The following is a 26,373-nucleotide window of genomic DNA, read 5'->3' as shown; positions in this document are numbered from 1 at the left end:
ATGCGATTTTTAAACAAGCCATTTTTATCCGTACTCCTAACATTGTTGTTGGGAGCTTTCTCGTCCTTCTCAGTATTGGCTGCAAACGCCGTGGCGAGTGTTTCACATAACAGTGTCACCAAAGATGAAGTGTTCCTTCTTAGAGTCGCAACCGATGAAAAGGTCTCCTCTGATGCTTTAGATCTAACGGCGCTCCAGCAGGATTTCTATGTCGGCACACCAAACTTTGGTTCATCGATGCGAATCGTCAATGGCAGCCGTTCGGTATCAAGTGAATGGAACATCAGCCTTGCTCCACTGCGTTTAGGCAAGATCCAGATTCCTAGCTTTGATATTGAAGGGGCAAAAACTCAGCCTATCACCATCAATGTTGCAATTAACAAAGCCGCTCCAACTCAACATGATATGGCTGAATTCCAGCTTAATCTCAGCAAGAACTCGCTATACCCACAAGAAGTGGCAGGGCTTGATGTAAAACTCATCATCAAAGCTGACCCAAGAAGGCTGCAAGACCCTAAAATTGCGCCACCGAGCTCGTCGGGCTTAGATGTGGAACCTATTGGTGAATCGAAGCAATTTCAAGATGTTCTCAATGGACAAGAGGTGACGGTAGTTCAACAGTCTTTCCGTATCTCTTCACAAAAGGCCGGACAGTTTAAGCTGAATGGACCGAAGCTGACTGGAGCCGTTGTTTACTCAACCAACAACTCCAGTACAACGCGTCTGTTCCAGCTCGACACGCCCGTTGAAACCTTAGATGTCACCGTCAAAGAGGTGCCAAAAGGCTACCAAGGTGAGTGGTTACCAACATCAAACTTCAAACTGATTCAACAATGGTCAGATAGCCAAGGCAATCAACTGGGAAATAGTAATGGTTTAGAAGGCGACAACCCATCCATTGAAATGGAAGCGGGTGACTCGTTAACTCGTACCATCACCATGACGGCTAGCAACTTAACGCAACATCAGCTGCCAAAACTGAATATCACCTACCCTAAATCGGTACGTGTTTATGAAGAGAAGCCGCAATTTGGCACAACTCAGTCAGGTGATTCTGTCGTTGTTTACAAGCAAGTATTGATTCCGAAAGAGTCTGGAAATATCTCGCTTCCTAATGTGTCTCAAGCTTGGTTTAACACCGATTTGCAATCAGAACAAACCAGTAAAGCGCAGGGGCTAGAGTTAGCGGTAAAAGCAAGTGATCGCGCAGCGTCAAGCACTCCACCAGTTACGGCTACGCCCGCCCAACAAGTAAGCCCGACAGTTGTTACTGTTGATAGCCCTGGGGTCTGGCCTTATCTCACCGCTCTGTTTGCTGTTTTATGGTTAATCAGCTCAGCGATTGCTTTCTATTTCTGGTCACGACGTGGTGTAACGACAAAACCAACACACATAGTTGAACGTCAATCAGATACGGCAGACGCGCTTATTGAAGCTCTAAAAACGAAAGATGGTGTGATGACCAGAACCTTGTTTGAACAATGGAAATCTGAAAACCCAGACTTGGATGATGAAACGTTAGAAGCCGTCGAAGCCGAGCTAAGCAAGCTCAACCAAAGCCTCTATGCTGAAGCTGATTCACCAAGTCAGTCATGGGACCCGGCTCAAGCAATCAAAGCAGTTAAGAAGCCAAAGCGGGTCACAAGCAAAGCACGCAAGAGCACATTGGAAAAGCTTTAGTTAACCAGCAATCTAAGTAAGCATAAATCTAAGTAAAAAAAGAACGAAGCCGTGATGACCACATAGTGGTCATCACGGCTTCATTCTTTTGCGTTAGGAAAAAACAGATACCACACTAAGAAATTAAAACTGCGACCTTTTTACGCTTTAAAGCAGAAACGATTCGATTTCTCCCAGAGTCTTTGGCTTGATACAAGGCTTTGTCTGCCTTGCAATACAGTAGGTCGAAGTCAAACTGGCGCTGATCAGAAGTTATCGAGGCATACCCGACAGATGCGGTTAGATACTGGCTGGTACTGCTTTCACAATGGAGGATCTTCGCCTCTTCAATGCATTTTCTGATCGACTCTGCTCGCCGCTTGGTTTCAGAGTGATGGGTACCGATCATCAACAACATAAACTCCTCTCCCCCAATACGACAGAAAGTCTCTTGTTCATTGTAAACATGGTTATTCAGTATCTTACCTATCGAGCGTAAGGCAGCGTCACCTTCGGTATGGCCATAAACACTGTTGTACAAACCAAAGTGGTCGAGGTCGACAAGGATCAATCCAAATGTGACTTCATGTTGTGTGGCAAACGCTCCTTGATCATCGCAGTTCAAATCTTCTAACACTTGCGACAACATACGGCGGTTTCCAAGGCGCGTCAGCGGGTCTAATTTAGAAATGATATCCAACTGTTCGTTGGCTCGTTCAAGCTCTTGAGTGCGTTTACTGACCTCTTGTTCAAGCGTTTCATTGAGCTTTTTAAGCTCCTCTTGCGCCATGGTTCTTTGCAGCACCTCAGCAAGGCTAGAGGCAAAGATACGAATCACTTCGCGAAGCTGGGAGGTTAAAGGGCTGCGTGTTAACAAGTTATCGGCGGCAATAAATGCAATCGGCTCACCCGTATTGGTGGTGAGCATCGTCATTGCCGTCCAACCTACCCCAACAATATTAAAGTCATGATAGATAGGTACTGACTCTTCAAAGGCAACTTGATTGGGACAAGCGCGAGCCGCTGAAACAATGTTGCGCTCCACCAGCTCTGAACGATAGTAGGACTCGTCGACAATATCGCCTTTTATGTCGGTGCCCCATGTACCTTGCATGTAGCTGCAATTCTTATCCGTCAGGAAAACCGCCAATCGGTCGATGCCTAAGTGTTGAATAGCAAAGCTAACCGCAGACTTACACACCTCACTAACACTGTCGCAGCGAGACAACTCAACCATGCTCGAGTGCAGCATGCGTATGTTCTGTTCTTGGCGTTTACGAATGTATATCTGAGAGAGCAGCGAGCCGAAGGACTCAAGCATCTGCTTTTGATAATTGGTAATGGGTGAACGGTGGATGTAGTTATCCATCGCAATCCAGCCGACCGGTTTATCCCCTTCACGCAAGATAAGCATCCCATTCCAGCCCTGCCCCACCACCTTGCCTTCGGTGTAGAGTGGCGCTTGTTCAATAGTGACTAAGTTGGTGTGGTTGTCAGACAGCGCCTCAATGTATTCGGCTTCAAGCTGGTGTAAATCATATTGAGTATGATGTTCACTGTTGGTTTTACCCGTTTCATCAGTGCCGTAAGTACCACTAAAGCAGCGCTTTTTCATATCAAGCAACATGAAGATCGCACGATCAAAGCCTAGGCGATCGCGTACGGCTTCTACTGATGCTTTATAGAGTGCATCTAAAGTTTCGGGATTAGAAAGCTCTAACGCCACCTGATGAACTAGCTTCATGTTCTCGACAAACAATTCACGAAGCTTAATCTCATCAAGGTATTGAGCTTCACGTGTGTCTCTGTGTTTGATCTCAAGTGCCGCGTTCTTCTCAGCACGAATACACTGCCAGCGAGCGGCTGCAAGTTGAAGAACATCTAGATCTTGGTCGAAGGTTTGATTGATCTTTTCGACATCGCAATTTTGAACAATTAAATAAGTTCTACAGGCAGGCGCATTGTCGAGCATCATGATGAACGACTCCCCACCGAGCACTTTTATGTGATCCCAGTTACAAGTATTGATTGCCATAGGTAAAACACCGTCTGCGGTATCAAACTGTGAAACCCAAGGCCAAAATGTAGAGGGGTAATTCTCAAGAGGGGTTAATTCACCGTAACAAAACAACGGCAACGAATCGCTTTCCGGTATCGGCTCAGCAAATATCCCAATCCCTTTTGGAGCAAGCATTTTAGCTAAGTACTCAAAAAGAGACTCTGCCAATAAACGGTGATCGCGCGTAGCAGATATTTGTTTTGCAAAGGCTTTTACAGGCACAACTTCTGTCCATTGGCTATTGAGAATACAGCAAAAATACAGAAGCCTTGATATGCAATCAATGTAACTAAAAATGAGATGTTAAGCGGGTCGCAATTTCACTTTTTACATTATCACAAGCATGAGAAGGACTACAAAAATGGGATTTCCTGCCCAAAATTTCATCGACATTGGGACTTTTTTAGAGGCATAAAAAAGCCCCACCTAAAGTGGGGCAAAACTTCCATCGCTTATAGTTATAGTGATAATTCTGTCGATCTATTCGATTATCTAACCTGCGTATCAGTTAGCGTACTGGTTTTGCTAAAAGGCCAAACACAGCACTTAAATAATCAATTAACCAAAGTCACCGTTTACGTAACCTTTAGTACGATCATCTTTTGGTTCGCTGAAGATAACACTCGTTTCATTGTGCTCTACAAGCTCTCCCATTAGGAAGAAAGCAGTACGGTCTGAAATACGACGCGCTTGCTGCATTGAGTGCGTTACGATAACGATAGTGAAGTCTTTCTTCAGGTCTTCCATCAATTCTTCAATCTTGTGCGTCGCGATTGGGTCAAGAGCCGATGTCGGTTCATCCATCAGGATTACATCCGGTTCCATTGCAATTGTACGAGCGATACATAGACGTTGTTGCTGACCACCAGACAAGCCAAATGCGTGTGCTTTAAGACGATCTTTTACTTCGTCCCAAAGTGCAGCACTGCGCAGTGAGCTTTCTACTACTTCATCAATGTGCTTCTTGTCTTTGATGCCTTGAGCACGTAAGCCGTAAGCTACGTTCTCGTAGATGCTCATTGGGAATGGGTTTGGCTTTTGGAATACCATGCCTACACGAATACGCAGGTCAGCCACATCAATATTGCCGTAGATGTTTGTGCCATCCATATCCAGCTTACCTTTGATAGTAACGCCTTCAATTAGGTCATTCATGCGGTTCAAGCAACGTAGTAGCGTTGACTTACCACAACCTGATGGGCCAATCAGTGCCGTAACCTGACGAGTAGGAATTGGCAGGTTGATAGATTTAAGCGCTTGGTTGTCGCCGTAAAACAGATCTAGGTTCTCAATATCAAATTTGTTCATGTTCGTAATCTCTAAATTCTTAAATTCGTGTCTAACTTGATGCTTTCTTTATCACGGGGGCTCTCTTTATTGATGAGCCAGCTAATGAGCTTAGTAAGTTGCCGTGTTGAAGCGTCTCGCAATCAGTTTTGTAACCATGTTGATCAAGAGAACCAGTACGATTAGGACTGTCGCCGTGCCGTAGGCTTGGTTCCACTCATCGATAGTAAATAGCTCTGTTGTCAGCTTATAGAGGTGAACCGTTAGTGTACGGCCAGAATCGAATACCGACTCAGGAACACGTGCCACCATACCTGCTGTTAAAAATACAGGTGCTGATTCGCCAATTACACGACCAATACTAAGAATGACCGAAGTTAAGATACCTGGCATTGCGCTTGGTAAGATCAAACGCCAGATAGTGTAGATTTTTGAAGCGCCAAGGCCATATGAGCCTTCGCGGTAAGTTTGTGGCACTGCCATCAATGCTTCTTCTGTAGTACGAATGATTACAGGAAGAATCAGGATACTTAGCGTTAGTGCACCCGACAGAATCGAGAAGCCAAGACCAAGAATCGAAACAAAGAAGGTCATACCGAACAGACCAAAGATGATCGATGGGATACCAGCTAACGACTCAGTACAGAATCGAATCACTTTCACCAATCGGCTACCTACTTTCGCATATTCAGTTAGGTATATCGCCGTCATGATGCCTAGTGGCGCGGCTACCGCAATCGATGCAATTACCATGTAGATCGTGGCAATGATCATTGGGAAAATACCACGTTCTTCACCAGTACGAGTGTAATCGTCAGTGATGAAGTTCCAATCTACGTATTGCAGACCGTTCGATAGGATGTACCAAATAATCCAGAATAAGAAACCAACGGTTACAGCTGCAGCTGCCCAGATAAAACCTTTTAGGATGTTATCTTTGGTTTGACGTGCTTGTTTTAGTTTTACGCGATCCATATTACTTATCCTCGCCTACTTCGCTTTTTCACGGTTAAGATAAAGTAGAGCACCATTTAACATCATGATGAACACTAGAAGTACAACACCTGTTGCGTACAGTGCGTTAGCGTGAACGCCACTTGCGTAAGACATTTCAATTGCAATGTTTGCTGTTAGCGTACGAGCAGAGTCCAAAATGCCTTCTGGCATTGCTGGCGCGTTACCCATAACCATGATGATTGCCATGGTTTCGCCAAGTGCGCGACCAATACCCAAAATCACACCAGTCATAATGCCTGAACGTGCAGCAGGAACGAGTAGCTTAAAAATCGTGTAGATTTTCGAAGCACCCAGTGCAAGTGAACCTTCTTTGTATGTGCGAGGTACAGCACGAATCGAAGTTTCAGAAACCGTGATAACGGTAGGAAGAATCATGATACCCAGAACAATGATACCCGCTAGGATAGTGTTACCCGCTGGTACTTGGAAAACGTTCTGAATCATTGGAACGATAATTACTAGACCGAAGAAGCCGTAAACTACCGACGGGATACCCGCTAGAAGCTCAACTGCTGGTCGAATAATATCTGCAAGACGCTTTGGAGCAATCTCAGCAATAAAAATAGCGGTTAATACACCAACTGGCACACCAACAACTACAGCTCCAAGTGTCGAAACAATCGATGCAACAATCATGGTTGCAACACCGAATAGAGCTGGAGGTAACCAGTCAACACCCAGAACGATGCCAGAAACACCAGCCTCTTGGAATGCAGGGATACTCTCTGCAACGATAAAGTAAGCGATAACGGCTAGTGATACGATGCCGATTACAGCACTCGATAAGAACAAGCCGTGGAAGATTCTTTCTCTCCAGTCGATGCGCTTCTTAGCACGTAGACTTGGCTTGTTGATTTGAGTCGCTTCAGTATTCATAAGCTTTTCACTATTTGCGATGGTCATATATAAAATCTCAAACTTTGTGGCTCAATAAGAGCTCGAAATAAACAAAGTTGAAAGAAAAGGCTCAGCCTAAAGCAGGCTGAGCAATAATTAAGATTGAGTCAGTTAAGATTAGTTAACTGTGATGTAGCCTTTTTTAGCTGAGATAGCTTGAGCTTCGTCTGCAACCATCCAGTCTAGGAATTGTTGAGTTTCAGCTGATGGAGCGCCATCTTTGTAAAGAACTAGGAAAGGACGAGCAACTTTGTAAGAACCGTTCTTAACGTTGTCTACAGTCGCAGCAGCGCCGTCGATAGTTAGAGCTTGAACAGATTCGTCAACTGTACCTAGAGAGATAAAGCCGATAGCGTATGGGTTGCTTGCTACAGAAACTTTAAGTGCGCCGTTACCGTTTGCAACTTGTGCACGTTGAGAGATAGCCGATACTTTCTTATCGCCAATCTTCTTCTTAAGTTTCATGATGTCTTCGAATGCACCACGTGTACCAGATGCAGTATCACGAGTGATTGCTACGATTGGCTTGTCAGCACCGCCAACATCTTTCCAGTTAGTGATGTCGCCTTTGTAGATTGAAGTGATTTGCTCAGCAGTAAGAGCAGATACTTCGTTGTTCGGGTTAACAACAACTGCGATACCGTCACGAGCGATAACTAGCTCTTTCAGGTCAGCTGTTTTCTCTTCTTCTTTTAGGTCACGAGAAGAGATACCAAGGTCAGCACTTCCATTTTTTGCTGCTTTGATGCCTGCAGAAGAACCTGGTGCTTGAATTTCGATGAACACTGGTTCGCCTTTATTCATGTAGGTTTCTGCAAAAACTTCAACCAGTGGAGAAGCACTGTTAGAGCCAACTACAGAGATAGTTTCTTTAGCTGAAGCTGTATTCACTGTTAGAGCGCCTAGTAGTGCGATTGCACCGATAACTGTCTTTTTCATCACAAATTTCCTTTAGTGGCGTTATTGCCGTAATGTTGTGTTTTGCTTGAACGAGGCCTACTTTAGAATCTGAATATGACAGTTGTGTTTCACTTAATTGAAGCCTATATGACAACTACAACTTATTTTCTTGTTTCTCCCCTACCAAATAGCCTTAAAGTAATAAATTAGCCCCACTCATAGGCACCGAAAATTCATTCCAACCTATTTAAGCTAAACCGCTCAATATCTCGCCATCCTTTTATTTTATTACCTAATACCACACAAGGTTCTGTGCCAAATAACCCTACCTTAAAAATGGCTAAAGCCTTGTTTGTACAATAAATATTCAAAATTTATCAAATATCTATCTCATATATCAAAATCGAATTCATTACTGATTGAATTGTCAGTCTCATTAGTTAGAATCGCCAACTAATTCTAATAATAATAATTCTCATCTTTTTATTTTATTCAAAGAAGGACATTACATGCGCCAACTTCTCAGTGGCTTATCAATCAAAATACAAATTCTTATACCCGTACTATTTTCCGTCGTTTTACTTTTAGCCGGTGTCATTATCGGTGGTGAAAAGCTAGAAAGTGCATTCAAAGATGTGTCAGTAGCAACCGACCAATTAATCTTACATAAAGAAGAACTCAGCGAAATCGTCGACAACAGCTATGGCATGCGCATCAAAGCGATTTACAGTCTATTCAATGCTGATGACGTAAAAACATTGGTTGAAACACTAAACCAAAAACGCGATCAGAATACTCGCCTACTAAATTCATTAGACACAGTGCCAGGCATGCAAGATGAAGTGGCCGCAATGAACAAAGCGATGAATCACTATGTCGATTTTTCTCGCACCACCATGCTTCCTCTCTTAAGAGCGAAACACGGCGATGCATCACTCTCTTCAGATTTTGAGAACCGCTACCAGATCGCAATTGACCAATACCGACATGCTGGTAATGAAATGGTGCAAGCGATCAACACTCTATCTAAAAAGCTGAACTTGCTTGCCACTCAAGAGGTCGACATCAACGGCCAGCAACACGCTAGCACGCTGACTACAGCGACCATTGCACTGTTGGTGATCCTGTCTGTAGCTCTAATTATCAGTTGGACGCTGGCTGGTATCATTGTTAAGCCGATCAGCAACATTCAAGAAACCATGCGCGAAGTAGCAAAAGGTAACTTGTTAGTTAAAGCAGAAGAGTATGGCGACAACGAAATCTCACGCCTAGCGCAAGACGTAAACCAGTCTGTTGAACAGCTGCGTGACACGGTAAGCTCGCTGTCTCGAATCAGTATCGAAGTGGCTTCTGCATCGACAGAACTAGCAGCGGTAATGACCCAATCAAGCGTTAACTCAGACCAAGAGAAGCAAGAAGTGGAGCAAGTTGCTTCTGCTGTGAACCAATTAGAAAGCACAGCAGCACACGTTAATGAGAACGCAGTACAAGCTGACTCAGCGTCTAAGCAAGCTGACGAAATGGCGACACACAGCATGAGCTTGTTTAATGAAAGCAACAAAGCCAATGAGCAGATGGCGATTCAGCTAAGCAAAGCTGCAAATGTAGTGGGCACGCTAAAAGAGCACTCTGAACAGATTGGTAAAGTGATTGAGGTAATTCAAAGTATCTCTGAACAAACTAACCTGCTGGCGCTTAACGCAGCAATCGAAGCCGCTCGTGCAGGTGAAAGCGGTCGTGGTTTCGCAGTGGTTGCTGATGAAGTTCGAATGCTAGCGGCACGCACACAAGATTCAACCAAAGAGATCCAAACCATCATTGAAGGTTTACAGGTTCAATCCGGTAACGCGAATGAAAGCATGAGCAGCTCACTGGCTATGCTGGAGCACAACCAAACTCTTGCAGGGGAAGTAAGCGCAGCGCTTTCAGGCATTGCTAACTCGGTAACGGACATGACTGAGATTAACACTCAGGTTGCCTCTGCCGCCGAAGAGCAAAGCCAAGTAACCTCAGACATCAACCGTAATATCTCAAACATCTACAGCCTAGTAAGCCAAAACGTAACCGGCATTACTCAAGCCGCAGCAGCAAGCCACGAGCTATCTAACCTAGCCGAACAACAGAAGCAGCAGTTGGACTACTTTAAGGTCTAGGGTTTAAGGTACGAAGTTCAAGGCAACAGATTCAAGCTGTATGCGCTTTAGAACTCGCCGATAAACAAAAAACCAGCCATCATGGCTGGTTTTTCGCTTTTAGACACTACTGACCAGATTCAGCCGCTCGAATTCTTTCAATCGCTTCTACCCTTCTAAGCTGTTCTGGTAGGAAATGTTCAGTTCGAAGTTGCGCAATTGTCTCTTGTTGTTCGGTTTCTGATAAGGCTGAGTCGTTCAAAACATCATTTCGCTCTGCGAAGTAGACCTCTAAAGAGTCTTCAAAGGCCGCTCTTTGTTTATCAAGTGCTTCAAGTCTTTGGGTCGCTTCTTCACCAACAAGTTCGCTTCTCTTTAAGTATTTATCCTGTTCATCGAGACCTTCAGAGCTAGAGAGCTGTTGGATTAACACCTGATTCTGGTGACTCGACTGAACATAATCAGGTTGCTCAGATAGATAGGATTCGAGTCTTTGTTGGTATTCTTCCTCCTCTAATCCCTCCTGTTTCAGAAGTAACTTTTCTAAGGCGATTGCTCTCATTCTGTTGTCGTGCGTAAACAGAATACTTATCTCGTTTTCATTGAAGAACTGAGCTTGAAGGTCAAGGAGCGCTTGATTGAGTGCACGTAGATCATCAGCGGAAATGGATGTGGTATCGAACTGCACATCCAACGATGTCAGTGCCGACTTATACTCAAGATATTTGGTAAACAGTGCTTCATCGACCACGGCTGTTGATGATTGCTCGTGGTGTTTTGCTACATTGTCGCGAATATCTTCAAGGGTTAGTTCGGTATTACCGGATACGAAATATTCCATCATGTCTTTTGCTGATGCGTTATCGATGTCGGTGTCTTGTTGAGAAGCGACTTTCAATGAGGAGACGCGTTGTTCGTTGTCATTAGGTGTATTGGGTTCTTCCTTTTTTAGATATAAAAAGACCGCCGTTGTACTCATCAGGGCTATCGTAGTTATCGACAAAATGGCGGTCTTTTTCATCATACTTTCCTTGTTTTCTTATTAAACGGCTTTGCAGACTACAAACCAGCCAACTTCAATCGATTGGCATGTTGACGATATAGAGTCATAGGATCGGTCTCAAACAAGTGGTGAATTCCCAATAACCCATTGATCTCATCTAGGTGGTTCATTTTGTAATCATCACCAATCACTTTGCCCAAATGGGCGCTGCATGCCCCTACTAACCCGTCATTAGGTTCATTGAAAGCTAAGCCTAAGATTGTCATCGCTCCGTCGGTAGGATCAAGAAGGTTGGTAAAAGTGGAAGACCCTGTCCATGAATAGTAATAAACGCCGTTACTTGCTTGCCACTCACCATCGCCACACTCAGACGTCGGAACGCCTTCAGGGTAAAACTGATTGAATGCAAGCGAGCCTTCTGTGGTCAATGCTTCAAGAGAAGCGAGGCCATCTTGATCGAGCTCCGTTCCACCAGATAAAAGGTTAATCAGTGTCGTTAATCCACCTGCTAATTTCACCGCGATACCTTCTGTGACAGAGCCTTCAGATACGTTCCCTCTAACGAGATCAGCAACCTTAGAACCTTTATGCACACCGCCAATACTGGTCACTGAAGCAACAAGATCCGGTCGAACCGACGCAACATAACGAGCCGTTGGCCCACCATGGCTGTGACCAACCAGATTCACCTTACTTGCTCCTGTTGCAGCTAACAGCGTTTCAACTTGGCTGAGTAACTGTTCACCACGGACCTCAGAACTGTTGGTTGCAGAGACCTGAGCGACGTATACGCTCGCGCCATCTTTAGTTAGGGATTCAGGTACGCCATAGAAATAGTCGACGCCCGCTAATGTATCGAAACCAAACAGACCATGTACCAACATAATGGGGTATTTAGTTTCAGTGTATCCGCTGGCTTCTAATGCTGATGCGCTCGTTCCGGCATATACGCCAAAACTGGATAGGCAGGCTATCGTCCAAATTAATATCTTTTTCAATGCTCTTTCCTTAAACAGATTAGACCTCTGATGAGTAAAAGAACCGTAGATGATAATTTTATAAAACAGAAAGTAACGACTTGATATTTGTGATGGCGAACTTGAATTAAACAGGTGTGATGAACATCAGACGAACAGAATTGGGAGAAAAACCAAAACCATAAGCAATTGATTAAATTAACATTTAATTAAGATTAACGAGATTCCTCATTCAACATCCCGACTCAAATATCAATTCAACATTCTCAATAAACCAAAATTATTCGACAAATAACCGTTTGGAAACAGGTATTTTTCAACCATAAACTCGTTGAAAACTTGATGCTTATGCCATTAACGACACACCAAAGCCCTGAATATATTGACGCTAATTATTGATTTTAGATATAGGTCGTACCAGTTATTTACTTATCCCCTTATCAACAAGCAACAAGCAACAAGCAACAACGTTTTTGTTTGGCTCATCTAAATATAAAAGAGAATACAGTGATGAAAAATACGGCTTTAATACTCACGTTAGCCCTGCCTTTTGGCGCTTATGCCGCTGAAGACTCAATACCAACACCAGAATCGATTACATCTGCACAAGTACTCAGTACACAAGGCTCAGAGACCTATTCATATGTTAGATGTTGGTATCGAACCGATGCCTCTCATGACTCCCCAGCCACCGACTGGAAGTGGGCAAAGAAAGAGAATGGTGATTACTACACGATCAACGGATATTGGTGGTCTTCTGTTTCTTTCAAAAACATGTTCTACAGTGATGCGCCTCAATCTGAAATCAAACAGCGTTGCGAACAGACGCTCGACATCCAACATGACGCCGCTGACATCACCTACTTTGCCGCAGATAATCGCTTCTCTTACAACCACTCAATCTGGACCAACGACAACGCTTTTCAAGCCAATAGCATCAACCGTATTGTCACCTTTGGTGATAGCCTGTCCGACACGGGTAATCTTTTTAATGGCTCTCAATGGGTTTTCCCCAACGCAGATTCGTGGTTTTTAGGGCACTTTTCGAATGGTTTAGTCTGGACTGAGTACTTAGCAAAAGCGAAAGATGTCCCTCTGTATAACTGGGCAGTGGGCGGCGCAGCAGGTACCAACCAATACGTGGCATTGACTGGTGTTTATGATCAAGTCACCTCTTATCTGACCTACATGAAAGTCGCCAAAAACTATCGTGCGGAAAACTCACTGTTTACTCTTGAGTTTGGTCTCAATGACTTCATGAACTACAACCGAGAAGTCGCCGATGTGAAGGCTGACTTTAGCAGCGCGCTGATCCGCTTAACGGAATCCGGTGCGAACAATATCCTGCTGTTCACCTTACCCGATGCGACCAAAGCCCCTCAATTCAAATACTCTACCGAACAAGAGATCATAAAAGTTCGTGGCAAGATCTTAGAATTCAACCAGTTCATCAAAGCTCAAGCCGAGTATTACCAAGGTATGGGGAAAAACGTGGTGTTGTTCGATGCGAGTGCGTTGTTCGCCAGCATTACCGATAACCCTGAACAGCACGGCTTTCGAAACGCGAGTGATGCTTGTCTTAATATCAATCGAAGCTCAGCGGCCGACTACCTGAAAAGCCACAGCTTAACCAATGATTGTGCGATCTATGGTGCAGACAGTTATGTATTTTGGGGCGTGACGCACCCAACCACCGCCACACATAAATACATTGCCGACCATATCCTAGCTTTTTCATTCTCGACATTTGATTTCTAAAGTCTTTAGAGCAACTCCGTAACCTGAGGCAGCACCTCTTAGGCACAAAAGTCAGATACAAAAAAACCGCCTAGTAATGGCGGTTTTTATTTATGTCAGTTTTACAAACAAACGCTTTTAACTGGCTGTTGATTACTCGTCGTCAGTTTTTGGAGCAACTTTCTTCTTAGGGATAAATACTGTATCACCCACTGCCACATTCTGGTGGAAGCTCTTATCGCGCTTAACTGGTTTCTTCGGCGTTTTCTTAGCTTGAGTGTTGGTTTTCTTCTTCGCAGGACCACCTTTAGCAAACGCAGGTTTACGAGGCTTAATACCTTTGAACTTACCTTTTAGGCCTTCAAGCACAGAGAAAGTCAGATCTTGTTGAAGGTAAAGCTCAACACGCTTGAAGCTGTCCCAGTCTTTTGGACCAACCAAAGAAATTGCATCGCCTTTGTTACCCGCACGGCCTGTACGACCAACACGGTGAACGTACTCTTCGGTGTGCTTCGGCATATCAAAGTTGATCACGTGGCTTACGTTTGGGATATCGATACCACGAGAAGCAACATCGGTTGTAACCAAAATCTTGTAAACCGCGCGCTCAAACTGACTCATGATCGCATTACGCTGTGTTTGGTTTAAGTTACCACTCAGTGCAACTGCTTTAAGCTTCTTCTCATTCAGCTTATCCGTTAGGCGATCAGTATCAGCACGCGTTGCTGTGAAGATCATAACCTGACGGTATTCAGCTTCTTCTAATACACGATCTAAAATCGCTTCTTTGTGATCTAGGTGATCACATAGGTAGAATTTCTGAGTGATATCAAGGTGCTGCTCGTTAGAAACACCCACCGAGATGCGCTTAGGTGCGTCTAGCATTTCATTGGCAATGCCATTCACTTCAGCGTGATCCAACGTTGCAGAGAACATTAGAGTCTGACGACGACGGTGCTTAGCCGCGTTTGCAATACGACGCAGTTCTGGAGCAAAACCAAGATCAAGCATACGGTCTGCTTCATCGAGGATTAGCGTTTCAACACCATCAAGGAACAATGAGCGGTGCTCTAGGTGGTCAGCAAGACGACCTGGCGTCGCTACGATAAAGCGAGGGTACTTACGCAATGCTTTAACTTGGTCGTTAAAGTTCTCACCACCTAAGATAAGCGCCGCTTCATAAGACAGACCACCAAGCATGCTACGCAATTCGCCGTAAACTTGCTTCGCTAGCTCACGAGTAGGAGCCAAAATTACACCACGAGGATCTTTAGCAGAAAACGCTTTTGTTTTTAATGCTTTATGTATCATTGGCAACACAAACGCCAATGTTTTTCCTGATCCCGTTTTTGATGAAGCCAATAGATCCTTACCAGCAATAGCAACAGGGATCGCTTTTGATTGGATCTCTGTCGCCTTCTTGAAGTCGTAATGTTTTAAGTTCTTCAGTAAGCGGTTATCTAAGCCTAAATCTTTAAAGTGCAAAGGACTCTCCAGTCATGATGGTATTGAATAAAATTAATTTAACGTGACATGATACCGCGAAAGTACTTTATAAGGATAGAGATCACAGTAAATTTATCCCTTTATCTATCTTTAGCTAGAACATTGTATGCATTGCTAGCAAAGGGGTGGCCCTCCAAAAACACCTTCAAGTCGTCTCTAAATCCTGCATCTCATAAGTGAGACAGAACGTGATGCTTAGCTAATTACCTCAAAAATTTAGCAATTTCTTTAGTTATTGTTTTTGCAGTTAAAAAATTAGTCGCTACAATCATTAATGAAGCGACTATATGATAAAGAATGTATAGCGCATCTTTTGATGATAAATAAGCAAGGAGTTCTTATGAATAAGACGTTAATCGCAGCTGCAGCATCAGTTTTCATTCTAGCCGGTTGTTCTTCAGAGCCAGAAGAAGCTGCAGTGTCAGAAATGGATCAACTAACTAACCAAGTGGCTCAACTTACAAGCGAAGTTGAAGCACTTAAGAGTGACAAAGCAGCCGCAGAAATGAAGGCTCAAGAAGCAGAAGCAGCCGCTATGGCAGCGAAAGAAGAAGCGGATCGTGCTAACGAACGCATCGATAACATCGCTGAGTCTTACACTAAGTAGTTTGAGATCTAATCGCGATTAAGCTGTAGATTAAATAAGTCGCAAAAAGCAGTATATAGACAGCACCACTTCTTAACGAATGTGGTGCTTTTTTTTGGGCGATACCAATTCGAGTAGAAGGTATTGATTCGAGTAGAGAAAAGATAAAACGCCCCTTGTTACAGAAGAGGCAGTCGAATTAAAACTCAATCACAGGTGGTGCTATCTCTACAGGTACGCCGTTTTGAGCAAAGATAACCGCTTTCGCCTTTGAATTTGGCAGTTCTGCGTCTTCAAGCCACCATTTTAGTTCCACAGGGATCTGTAATGATTTCTTTGAACCATCACTTCGAGTTAATGGCTCGTGCGCTTCAACAAACACACTTCTATCTGGTTCTAATGACACCTTAATCGGCTCATTGATAATGGTGACCTGTTCACCACGGTTCACTTGCTCAAATAGCCACTCAATATCTTTAGGTTCCATTCGGATACAACCAGAGCTAACTCGTAAACCTATTCCGAAGTCTTTGTTAGTACCATGGATCAAATAGTCGCCAGCGCCATAAGCAAGTCTCAAAGCATACTCACCCAATGGATTTTCCGGCCCAGCGGGAACCACTCTCGGTAATTCAATACCCTTTTCAAGATACTCTTTGCGGATTGAATTTGGTGGCGTCCATGTTGGATTCGGTCTTTTTTGGCTTATCTTGGTGATCATCTCGGGAGTATCGCGCCCCACTCGACCGATGCCGACAGGGAAAACATGCACCTGATTTTTCTCGGGCTCAAAGTAATACAACCTTAACTCAGCAAGATTGATGACGATCCCCTTTCTTGGGGTGTCAGGCAAAATCAAGCGGCTTGGAATGCTTAACACATAGCCTTCCGCGGGAAGAAAAGGATCCACCCCTTTGTTAGCTGCCATTAAAGAGAGAAAACCAATATCGTATTGCTTGGCAATGATGGCCAAGGTTTCGCCCGCCGCCACTTCATGCTGCTGGATTCTGCCCACAATGCGGCTTTCTGTCGGTGGCAATTCAAAGGTTGCAGCAGACACCCACGATGAAGCTATCCCGCTGGCAAGCAAAGTGGTTCTTACAACAAGCGACGCCGCCCTGTGAAGTCGTGTTTTCATTGACGGCAAAGGCGTCGGTTTAACGCAATACGACATACAAATCCTTGGTTTGTCTTTTATCAAAGTTTAGATTATCTCTGATCAAACGTCTCTACAACGTATTGTTGTCTCGAAACTGATAGGCAACAAGTTTATGTGTAGGCCTTTTCCTCTCATTCGCTTGCAATTTACCCATACAAAATCGATTGCCTTTACGCTTTCAACACATTTGGTTATCAATATTAATAAAACTATAATGGCAGACCTGTTTTGTGACTAAAGTCTCATGGAGCCACGTTCTAACTCGCTAATATTGCCTCAACAAAACGAATTCAATTCAACAGAATCGGTAATTGATTAAATCCTGTTCCTATAATTACCGTTTAAACTTTGGAGAACGACCATGGCTACACCTCATATTAATGCTCAAGCTGGTGATTTCGCAGAAACAGTACTTATGCCGGGCGACCCGCTTCGCGCAAAATACATTGCAGAAACATTCCTTGATGACGTGAAGCAAGTTTGTGACGTTCGCAACATGTTTGGCTACACAGGCACTTACAAGGGTAAGAAAGTTTCTGTAATGGGCCACGGTATGGGTATCCCATCATGTTGCATCTACGTACACGAGCTAATCGCTGAGTTCGGCGTGAAAAACGTAATTCGCGTAGGTAGCTGTGGCGCAGTACGTGACGACGTTAAACTAATGGACGTTGTTATCGGTATGGGTGCATCTACTGACTCAAAAGTAAACCGTATTCGTTTCAACAACCACGACTTCGCTGCTATCGCTGATTTCGGTCTTCTAGAAGAAGCAGTAAACCAAGCTCGTGCACAAGAAGTTGCAGTTAAAGTTGGTAACGTATTCTCTGCAGACCTTTTCTACACTCCAGAAGCTGACCTTTTCGAAAAAATGGAAAAGCTAGGCATCCTAGGTGTTGATATGGAAGCGGCTGGTATCTACGGCGTTGCTGCAGACCTTGGTGCTAAAGCACTAACTATCCTAACAGTATCTGACCACATCATCCGTGGTGAAAAACTAAGTTCTGAAGAGCGTCAAAAATCTTTCAACGACATGATGAAAGTTGCTCTAGAGACAGCAATCAACATCTAACGACTTGATAAAAGATACATTGAAAAGCGTTACCCCGCAGCCAAGCTCGCTTGGCTGCTCAAATAATCCCGAGGGGGAGATCGTGTCTAACGACAAGCTGCCAAAAGATGCGGATGGTTTGCAACTCAACTTTTGTAAAACATTGGCGTGTGACAACTTTGGCTTGAGCGATGCAAAACGGTATGTTTTGCAACACGCGAACCCTAAGCGTCCAGCGATGGTTTGTCGTGAATGTGGAGCTTTCCCCCCCTTACTTAACAATCGTGAAGTGTTAAGCGAACTTCATCGCCTAAGACAACTTCACAGCGACGGGCTTCCTGCTTGTCGTAATGATGATTGCGATAACTTCGGCTTATCAGTTCATACCCACAAACATCTTTATCATGCCTTCGGCTACAGTGGCGACAGACAGCGTTATCGATGCAAAGACTGCCAATCAACCTTCGTTGATAAATGGTCTGGGTCCAACAAAAAACTCCAATTTCAAGAGAACCTCATGGGCTTACTGTTCATGGGCTATTCTGTACGTGAAATCTGCCGAAAATTAGAGATCAACCCAAAGACTTTCTATGATCATGTTGACCATATCGCGAGCCGTTGTCGTCGTAAATTAGCGATGATCGATGCACGATGGGTTAACCATGCAAAAGATTACGAATTCGCATCTCACTACCAGCGTCTGCAACCAAAAAGTAACAACGGTGTGGTGTGGATAGCGACGGGCGAGGCGCATTCTGGCTATATCCTTTGCCAACACGTTAACTACTCTCAAAATGAAGAACCATCGGGGAACGTCGACCACAATCCTTATGATGATGTGGCACGATTTGTATCCAAAGAGCACTCTTCAGAAGCAAATCTCGAACTGCCTCAGCCCTCTGACAAACTAAAAGAGCGCATTGAACAGCAATACCAAGTGATTCTTGCGAGAGGTAACGTTGAGGACCCTATGGGTAACCTCACCACATTTAGCTACCCTTCAAAGGGTGCACTCATTCGACCGCCTTATACCTCTTATGCTCACTTCTTACATGTGTTGGATATGTGTAACGAAGACAAACATGTCGCCATCTATATGCCACAAGATCCATTACTAAGATCTGCCGCTTTAAGTGTATGTTTGCCGCGCATTCAGAGTCAAAATATTGACCTTATGTATGTAGAGGAAGATTCAGGCTGGCAAGACGATCAAAGTTTTGAAAAAATCGACATCGTTCACATGAGTTGGTGGCGAGATCGTTGGGCTATTGCTAATCAGGGTGATAACCAGAAAGGTATCTGCTACCTAACCGGTAACAATCCAGAACCAAAACAGTGGTTTAACACGGCCTCAATTCAACAAACTAAGTTCTATCAACAGCGCTTTCAGCTGTTATTTGATAGCTTTATCAATGAGCCCAGACGTAAGCTTCGTCCTGGGGGCATTCTTCCATTGCTCGACATATTTAGAGCTTGGCACAATCTGTGCTACCAAGATAAGCAAGGGCTCACGGCAGCACAACGCTTAGGCGTAGCGGAGCTGCCATTAACTCTAAAGCAACTACTTTCATAGCAACAAAGCCTTTAGATAATTATTCGGGAACTCATTGATTTTAAAGCGACAACATGAGGTAACACCCATAATTAGAAAAGATCGATGTTCCTTTGACGCTCTAGGAAAGATAATTGGTGCTTATCTCAAATCACACTCTTATAATGATTGTGTTATCAATATGTTCGATAATCATGGATGTAAGTCTTGGACAAAAATCAGTACCTTCTTGAAACAGAATTAGAAAAACTTAAAACTCGTGTCGACTCTGAGCCATCGGTGATCCTAGAGATTGCCCAGCAGTGCCTAGTCCGATCAGAGCAAGTTCTGTTTGAAGAGGGTGCCATCCAGTCATTAATGTTAATGGCAAGATGTAGCTGGAACCTGATGGATTACCAAAAAGGTTTAAAGTACATCAAGGAAGCCTACAAGCGCCAAAGCCGATTAGATACCGACCTTTTTCTCCCTGAAATCCTCCATTTACACGCGCTCCAGTTCTGGGGACAAGCCAAGTATTACTCCGCCCAACAGTTCTGGATCAATGCTTTAGAGCAGTCCGCGTTGGTTGATGAAGTCGAAATTCAAATTGAATGCCTCATTGGCCTTGGCAATATTTGGCGAATGACCCACGAATATAAACTTGCACGTTCTACCCACCAGCTTGCCGTTAAAGTGGCTAACAACAGCCGCATTGGTTGGTTAGAGGGTAAAGCCAGAATACTGCTTGCGTGGGATTACTACCTGCTCAACAACTACGTTGAAATGCTGTCGGTATTAGACGGTGCAGAAGAAGCATTAAAAGACCACAAAGATAACACTTGGCATGCTGAGGTGTGGGACTTCCGAGGCCTTGCCCTACTTGGTCTTGAACGCTTAGATGACGCAGAGCGCGCCACGGCCAAAGCGCACAATCTGGCAGTCGAACACAACCTAGTTTGGATGAAAGCGCACTCGTATATCAGTCGTGCTCGCCTAGAGTTGCTACGAAAAAGACCAGAGCAAGCCGCGGAACTGCTTAGGCTCGCTGAAGAGTCAGCAAACGAATTCGACAATGGCGAACTGCTCAGTCAGATCTGCTACCAACAATCTTTAGTCGCAGAAGAAAATCAAGATTTCAAAGCCGCATTAATCGCCTTTAAAAAGTACCGTCAATATTCTATCGGTATGCTCAAAGAGCAAACGACCCGCGTTGGGTTAGATAAAGCGCGCAGTTCAAAACGCCAGCTAGAACAGAGGGCAAGAAAACTGATTAACCGTATTCGTGGTCAGCACGAGTACGATCCTGAAAAGCACCTCTCTTATGTTGTCTCTGAAACCTTTTGGTGGGAAAAGTTGGTGTTGTTCAAGACAGAGCTTAAACGTTCAAACCACAGCATCATTATGTTCCATCATGTCGATACTGATTACTTAGATGTCTGTACCGAGATTGCTCATGCTTTATGTAACCAGAATGACTTCATCGCAAGACTAAGTTCTGAACGTGTGGCTCTTATGCTTTCCGAAAAAGGCGAAGCCGCAGAGCAAACCTTCCAAACTCTCAGCACCATGCTCGATATCTATCCATGGCATAGAAAAGGATTAAAAGGTTCGAAACCAACCGTCAGCCTCAATGATATTTTGACGTTCCCGTTCACGCTTGAACAACTCGAGGAAGACGATGCTGAGGTAATAGAATAATGGAAACTCTATTAAGCAAGATCACAGACGCCGGTTTAGATCCTTCATCGGTATCAGGTGAAGAAGCGATCATCTTCTGGAACCACATTCGTCAGCACGTTTCGACAACGCAAACAGAGCAAGCACACTGCTATATCATTAGCTCTGAATACCGTGCCGAGTTACAACAAAATCAAACCAGTATCGAAGAGTTGAGACGAGCACTCGATCTGCTCCACCTTCCTGCCGATATCGAAGACATTCTGACAGTCAAAACCAGCTTAAGTGACCGCTTAGTTGAAATTGGTGATTACACCTCAGCACTCAATGAATTCGTCAGTTCATCGACTATCGCGGTTGAACACGGTCATATCGATGAGTATGTATTAGCTATTTTAGGCATGGGCAACCTGTGTGATTCCTATGGCGATCACAACAGAGCCCTTCGCTACTATCAAAAAATCAGCAGCATAGACCATGCGATAAGTAGTCGCTCACTTCGCCTCAAATTCAAGCTGCATATGGTAGCAAGCCTACTTCTACTCAATCGCATTACTGCGGCCAGCGATTTACTCAATGAGTGCGAAGAACTGAGTATTTTGGTGAGTGACAAGTTGCTCACAGCTCAAATATTGCTTTACCAAGCGAAAGTTCTGCGCGCTAAGAAAAAATACCATGAAGCGCTACGCTGTCTGTCTAAGGTTCAATACCCAGCCAACAGCACTCAAGCAAGCTGGCTTGCGACCATGACTCGTCTAGAGCTCGCACATTGCCTAAGTGCAACCGGCAAGCAAGACTACGCGAGCATGATTTTGTCTAGTACAGACAAACGCGTGAAAGCCTACTCGTCGCCAGTACTTGCGAAGCGATTCTACGACTCTCTGAGTGATGTGTGTATGAATCAAGGGCGTTTTCAAGAAGCGCTAAGCTATGAGAAAAAAGGCTACCGAATTGAAACCGATCTGATGAAGCAGATCCCGATCAGTGAACTCGGTGCAAGCCAGCTACGCCGCCTGTCCCGTTTTGAGTTACAACTCAAACTCATTCTCTCTGAACAAGAGAACAAAGAGCTCAAAGAGACAACTGAACAACACAAGAATGCGGTGGCTCAGCTTCAACAAGACGTGTTCACTGATCCATTGACAGGGTTACACAACCGTCGCTGGTTAGATGTAAAACTGAAGGACATGCTGCTGCACGATACCTCTTTCGCACTGATGGTTATCGATATTGACCACTTCAAGTCTATCAATGATGAACTGAGTCACTTAGTGGGTGATAAAGCGATTGTTAGTGTGTCTCAAGAGCTACGTTCATACTTTAAGTTTAGAGGTGCATCGTGTGTCAGATTTGGTGGAGAAGAGTTCCTCGTCATTCTAGAGAACACTGATCTTCCTAAAGCAGAAATGCATTCTGAAAATTATCGAGAGCGTATCTTCCAATTCGGTTGGCATGATATACTTGGGGAGCGCGGTTTGACCGTGAGTATCGGTATCACTTTGCATCGTGACGGAGAGAATACTCAACGTACCTTCTACCGTGCCGATAAAGCGCTATACCGAGCTAAAGCCAACGGCCGTAACCAAGTGTGTACAGAGTAATGGCATGTCACTCTGTAGCTCTGTAGCTCTGTAGCTCTGTAGCTCTGTAGCTAAAGCCAACATCTTATTGATAAAAGAACAAAGAAATTCCCGCAAGGGCGGCAAGCGTGCCGATGATACTTTGCTTTGACACCTTCTCCCCTTTCAGCGCATAAATCACCAAAATAAAGACCGGGCTGGTCGCTATCAACGTTTGTGCAATCGCAGGGTTAGCATTTTTCAGCGCCACTTGTTGAAGCCATAGAGCGAGAAACGTCCCGACAAAGATTGCCCCTAATAACCAAAGTTTATCGAGCTTGGTCATTTCCCATAAATCTCTTTTTATCGATGAATACGGCTTCTTTTCAACGAAAGGGATAATCAGCATCACGGCAAACACGCCGATCGTCAGGCGAATCAGTGCACCTAACAATGGTGGAATGTCGCCCGCCACTAACGCGTAATGAGAAATAACCACACCAGATGCCTGACAGACACTCGCCACAAGTCCATAACCAATGCCACCCCACTGTGCTTGGTCATTCGATTCACCGCTCGCCGATTTTGATGGCTGGAAGACAACGAAGGTCACCGCCAATGTTGTAATCACGACACCGAGCCAGCTTTGCACTGTCAATACAGCACCAAGGAACATTAATGCCAGCACACCAGAAAGAGGCGGTGCTAAAGACTCCAGTAACAGCGTCTTATTGGCGCCGATTCTTTTCAACGCCGCAAAATAGGCGCTATCTCCAATCGCAATGCCAATCACACCTGAAATTGCCAATATCAGAAAATGGTTGGTACTCAGTTCAAACTCCGGCATCGGGATAAGAGGCATCACCAGCAACATCATCCCTGACGCCACCACACCCTTAACAATGTTCAATTGCATCGCAGAGAAGCGATGTCCAAATTGCCCATAGATCCATGTCGCACATGCCCACACAATTGCAGCGCCAATGGCCGCCAATTCACCTATATACATCCGTATTTGTCCCTTGTGGTTATGCCCGTCATTTAGAATCGTAGCTGCCATCATTTCAGCTTAAATACCAACCAGAAAGCCGAAATAGCCTCTTCAAACGCGATGAGAATTTATAAGATTCATCAATGCTTTTATTCGCATTAGAAGCGACAACACATTATTTTCAACTCGGTAAATCATTTTTATAACAATTACTTGGATGATAGCGTAGTATATTTATAACTAATATCTAACATTACAAGGATCTGTTATGTTTTTAGACTACTTTGCACTCGGTCTACTGATTTTCGTAGCATTGGTTATCTTTTACGGCATCATCGTTATTCATGATATTCCCTATGAAATTGCTAAAGAACGCAACCACCCTCATCAAGATGCTATTCACGTCTCAGGCTGGGTTAGCCTATTCACCTTACACGCTATCTGGCCCTTCCTTTGGATCTGGGCAACGCTGTGGCGTAAAGATCGTGGTTGGGGCTTCGCTAAATTAGAAGAAGAACAACACGATATTCATCATCGCGTCGATATTCTCATCGATCAAGTGAGTACCCTTCAGGAAGAAATCGCACAGCTCAAGCAAGCTGGTGCTGGACAAAACAGTCCAGAGAAAGAGACAAACAACGTTCAAGATCAGGAGGCTAAGTAATGGATTTACTGCTGATAATGACCTACGCGGCACTTTGTATCACCATCTTCAAAGTATTTAATATCCCGCTCAATAAATGGACAGTACCTACCGCCGTTCTTGGTGGTGTCGTCATCATAGGTACTTTGATCCTACTGATGAACTACAACCACCCTTTCACGCAAATTGGTAATCAAGTTTACTCAACAACGCCAGTCGTTTCAGGCGTTAGGGGTAAAGTTATCGAAGTGCCAGTAGAGGCAAACAAACCTCTGAAGGAAGGGGATATTCTTTTCAAAATCGACCCAGTTCCATTCGAAGCTGAAGTTGCAAGATTAGAAGCTAAAGTAAAGGAAGCAAGCCAAGGTGCGCTTGGAATGGAATCTGAAGTGGCTGAAGCTGAGGCTGCAAAAATCAAAGCCATCGCAGAGAGAGATAAAGCCCAACGTGAATTCTCTCGTTACAAGCGCGGTTATGACAGCGGAGCCTTTACCGAGCAACAATTAGATACTCGCAGACAAGCTTACAAGGCATCAGAAGCTGCCGTAAAAGTGGCAGATGCTAATCTAGAACAAGCAAAAATCGCCTTAGAGTCTGAAATTGGTGGCGAGAATACAGCCGTTTTAAGCTTACTGGCTGAATTGCGTAAAGCTCAGTTTGATTTAGAGCAAACCGTGGTTCGAGCTCCCACTGACGGATACGTTACGCAACTAGCATTGCGCCCAGGCGTTATGGCAGTGCCGCTTCCTTTAGCTCCTGTGATGACCTTTGTTCACACAGAAGAACAATTCTATACCGCTGCGTTCAGACAAAACTCCTTACAACGCCTGCAACCGGGTTACGAAGCTGAGTTCTTGTTTAGAGCATTGCCAGGGAAGATATTCAAAGGACGTATTGATGAAGTGATTCCAGCTATTGGTGAGAGCCAATTCCAAGCTAGAGGCGCGCTTCTAGGTACTGATGCGTTGCGTACCAGTGGTCGTGTGTTTGTTAAATTGAGCATCACAGATGATCTGTCTGACTACCATTTACCTATGGGCACCGCGGTTGAAGTTGCCGTTTATTCTGACAGCTTCACTCACGTGTCTATCATGCGTAAGGTCCTTATTCGCATGAAGAGTTGGCAAAACTATCTATACCTAGACCACTAAACGGTCGTAGATATGTGACGAACCCGCTTAACACATTGTTAAGACGAATGAAAAAGCTAGACTCGCTCTGGCTTTTTTGTTGCTTGATTAACCGTAAAATTGCACTTTTTACACGATATTTCGGTGTTCAGATGGAATTTTAGACATCTAGACACTTACCTTCCCTTATGGAAGGGTTCTACTGTATAATGCGCGCCTTATTTTTTATATTTGCCCAAAAAACGTTCTCGTTGAGACGCATATTAATAATGGCGAATATTCGTTCTTTATTAAGCTTTATCTTTCAGTATTCGAGGTTATCTATGAACTTTTCAGCTAAAACAGTGGTCGTTATTGCCATTGGCGCGGCACTGTACGGCATTGGTGGTTTACCTATGTTTGGTGTCCCAGTGTTTGCGAACACGACATTGAAACCAGCGATGGCAGTCCTAGCACTGTTTTCTGTTTTGTTCGGCCCAATGGTTGGCTTCTTAGTTGGCTTTATCGGTCACTGGGTAACGGATCTGTTCGCAGGCTGGGGCGTGTGGTTAACTTGGGTACTAGGCTCAGGCATCGTAGGTATGGTTATCGGCTTATTCCCTATGATGACTAAGAACCGTCTTCAACAAGGCGAACTGCCAATGAAAGATTTTGTATTGTTCGTGATACTGGCCCTTGCAGGTAACGTTGTAGGCTATGGCTGCTCTGCGTTCCTCGACACCATCCTATACGCAGAACCGTTTACTAAAGTATTCACTCAACTGTCTATCATCGCAGCGGGTAACACCGTTCTGATCGCTGTTGTGGGCTTCCTGATCCTAAAATCAGTCGCTAAACGCAATAAACAAAGCCGCAACCTAACTGAGGCATAA

21 protein-coding genes are annotated in these 26,373 nt (G+C 44.3%); 11 read left to right on the top strand and 10 right to left on the bottom strand.

All coding sequences use genetic code 11. The features are described 5' to 3' along the window. Positions 1-1,680, top strand: a complete 1,680-nt coding sequence (locus HRQ85_RS03170; protein WP_172378680.1) for a BatD family protein — start codon at positions 1-3, stop codon at positions 1,678-1,680. Between the two features lie 115 nt (positions 1,681-1,795). Here HRQ85_RS03170 and HRQ85_RS03165 read toward each other — a convergent pair whose 3' ends face one another. The 5 genes from HRQ85_RS03165 to HRQ85_RS03145 form a co-directional block, all read right to left on the bottom strand. After that, entirely contained in the window at positions 1,796-3,940 is a 2,145-nt protein-coding gene (locus HRQ85_RS03165; RefSeq protein WP_172378679.1) for a sensor domain-containing diguanylate cyclase, read from the bottom strand. A gap of 336 nt (positions 3,941-4,276) precedes the next feature. Next, positions 4,277-5,026, bottom strand: coding sequence for a phosphate ABC transporter ATP-binding protein PstB (gene pstB / locus HRQ85_RS03160; protein WP_004732036.1), 750 nt, complete (start codon positions 5,024-5,026; stop codon positions 4,277-4,279). Between the two features lie 90 nt (positions 5,027-5,116). Continuing rightward, positions 5,117-5,980: a phosphate ABC transporter permease PstA gene (gene pstA, locus HRQ85_RS03155; protein ID WP_017064256.1), complete on the bottom strand. Its 864-nt coding sequence runs from the start codon at positions 5,978-5,980 to the stop codon at positions 5,117-5,119. A 15-nt stretch (positions 5,981-5,995) separates the two neighbouring features. Beyond that, a complete protein-coding gene (gene pstC / locus HRQ85_RS03150; RefSeq protein ID WP_017064255.1) occupies positions 5,996-6,925 on the bottom strand; it encodes a phosphate ABC transporter permease subunit PstC in 930 nt (309 codons plus the stop codon). 111 nt (positions 6,926-7,036) lie between these two features. Then, positions 7,037-7,858, bottom strand: coding sequence for a phosphate ABC transporter substrate-binding protein (locus HRQ85_RS03145; RefSeq protein WP_048609800.1), 822 nt, complete (start codon positions 7,856-7,858; stop codon positions 7,037-7,039). Positions 7,859-8,328: 470 nt separating this feature from the next. Between HRQ85_RS03145 and HRQ85_RS03140 the strand changes: the two genes are divergently transcribed. Beyond that, positions 8,329-9,972, top strand: coding sequence for a methyl-accepting chemotaxis protein (locus HRQ85_RS03140; protein ID WP_172378678.1), 1,644 nt, complete (start codon positions 8,329-8,331; stop codon positions 9,970-9,972). A gap of 106 nt (positions 9,973-10,078) precedes the next feature. Here HRQ85_RS03140 and HRQ85_RS03135 read toward each other — a convergent pair whose 3' ends face one another. Together HRQ85_RS03135 and HRQ85_RS03130 are read right to left on the bottom strand one after the other, a co-directional pair. Further along, positions 10,079-10,972 carry a lipase secretion chaperone gene (locus HRQ85_RS03135; RefSeq protein ID WP_172378677.1) on the bottom strand — a complete coding sequence of 298 codons (894 nt, stop codon included), beginning with the start codon at positions 10,970-10,972 and terminating at the stop codon, positions 10,079-10,081. A 38-nt stretch (positions 10,973-11,010) separates the two neighbouring features. Continuing rightward, complete coding sequence (locus tag HRQ85_RS03130) at positions 11,011-11,952, bottom strand: lipase family alpha/beta hydrolase (protein WP_216655499.1); 942 nt, start codon at positions 11,950-11,952, stop codon at positions 11,011-11,013. 489 nt (positions 11,953-12,441) lie between these two features. On the opposite strand from HRQ85_RS03130, the gene HRQ85_RS03125 reads away from it, so the two are divergent. Next, a complete protein-coding gene (locus HRQ85_RS03125; RefSeq protein ID WP_172379335.1) occupies positions 12,442-13,689 on the top strand; it encodes an SGNH/GDSL hydrolase family protein in 1,248 nt (415 codons plus the stop codon). A 132-nt stretch (positions 13,690-13,821) separates the two neighbouring features. On the opposite strand, the gene HRQ85_RS03120 is transcribed toward HRQ85_RS03125, so the two are convergent. Then, a complete protein-coding gene (locus HRQ85_RS03120) occupies positions 13,822-15,153 on the bottom strand; it encodes a DEAD/DEAH box helicase (RefSeq protein WP_048609810.1) in 1,332 nt (443 codons plus the stop codon). Between the two features lie 361 nt (positions 15,154-15,514). On the opposite strand from HRQ85_RS03120, the gene HRQ85_RS03115 reads away from it, so the two are divergent. Then, positions 15,515-15,781: an Lpp/OprI family alanine-zipper lipoprotein gene (locus HRQ85_RS03115; RefSeq protein ID WP_017061882.1), complete on the top strand. Its 267-nt coding sequence runs from the start codon at positions 15,515-15,517 to the stop codon at positions 15,779-15,781. A 178-nt stretch (positions 15,782-15,959) separates the two neighbouring features. On the opposite strand, the gene HRQ85_RS03110 is transcribed toward HRQ85_RS03115, so the two are convergent. After that, positions 15,960-16,934, bottom strand: coding sequence for a L,D-transpeptidase family protein (locus HRQ85_RS03110; RefSeq protein WP_019821668.1), 975 nt, complete (start codon positions 16,932-16,934; stop codon positions 15,960-15,962). A gap of 346 nt (positions 16,935-17,280) precedes the next feature. On the opposite strand from HRQ85_RS03110, the gene deoD reads away from it, so the two are divergent. From deoD to HRQ85_RS03090, 4 genes are all read left to right on the top strand, one after another. Beyond that, complete coding sequence (gene deoD, locus HRQ85_RS03105; RefSeq protein WP_172378676.1) at positions 17,281-17,991, top strand: purine-nucleoside phosphorylase; 711 nt, start codon at positions 17,281-17,283, stop codon at positions 17,989-17,991. A gap of 82 nt (positions 17,992-18,073) precedes the next feature. Next, positions 18,074-19,543: an IS1 family transposase gene (locus HRQ85_RS03100; RefSeq protein ID WP_172378675.1), complete on the top strand. Its 1,470-nt coding sequence runs from the start codon at positions 18,074-18,076 to the stop codon at positions 19,541-19,543. Positions 19,544-19,729: 186 nt separating this feature from the next. Beyond that, the gene (locus HRQ85_RS03095) at positions 19,730-21,199 is read left to right on the top strand and encodes a hypothetical protein (protein WP_172378674.1); all 1,470 of its coding nucleotides are present in this window, start codon (positions 19,730-19,732) and stop codon (positions 21,197-21,199) included. Further along, positions 21,199-22,779, top strand: a complete 1,581-nt coding sequence (locus tag HRQ85_RS03090; protein WP_172378673.1) for a GGDEF domain-containing protein — start codon at positions 21,199-21,201, stop codon at positions 22,777-22,779. The genes HRQ85_RS03095 and HRQ85_RS03090 overlap by 1 nt, the downstream gene beginning before the upstream one ends. 64 nt (positions 22,780-22,843) lie before the next feature. Here the strand turns inward: HRQ85_RS03090 and HRQ85_RS03085 are convergent, their stop codons facing one another. Further along, positions 22,844-23,746, bottom strand: coding sequence for a DMT family transporter (locus HRQ85_RS03085; RefSeq protein WP_172379334.1), 903 nt, complete (start codon positions 23,744-23,746; stop codon positions 22,844-22,846). Between the two features lie 250 nt (positions 23,747-23,996). Here HRQ85_RS03085 and HRQ85_RS03080 point away from each other — a divergent pair, with 250 nt between their 5' ends. From HRQ85_RS03080 to HRQ85_RS03070, 3 genes are all read left to right on the top strand, one after another. Next, positions 23,997-24,392 carry a DUF3302 domain-containing protein gene (locus HRQ85_RS03080; protein WP_172378672.1) on the top strand — a complete coding sequence of 132 codons (396 nt, stop codon included), beginning with the start codon at positions 23,997-23,999 and terminating at the stop codon, positions 24,390-24,392. Then, on the top strand, positions 24,392-25,522 hold the full coding sequence (locus HRQ85_RS03075) for an HlyD family secretion protein (protein ID WP_172378671.1): 1,131 nt from the start codon (positions 24,392-24,394) through the stop codon (positions 25,520-25,522). The genes HRQ85_RS03080 and HRQ85_RS03075 overlap by 1 nt, the downstream gene beginning before the upstream one ends. Positions 25,523-25,824: 302 nt before the next feature. Beyond that, complete coding sequence (locus HRQ85_RS03070) at positions 25,825-26,373, top strand: ECF-type riboflavin transporter substrate-binding protein (protein WP_172378670.1); 549 nt, start codon at positions 25,825-25,827, stop codon at positions 26,371-26,373.

Origin of the sequence: Vibrio sp. Vb339, from assembly GCF_902751245.1 — a bacterium.
Taxonomy (GTDB): Bacteria; Pseudomonadota; Gammaproteobacteria; order Enterobacterales; family Vibrionaceae; genus Vibrio; species Vibrio coralliirubri.
This window is presented reverse-complemented; position numbering and strand designations above follow the sequence as displayed.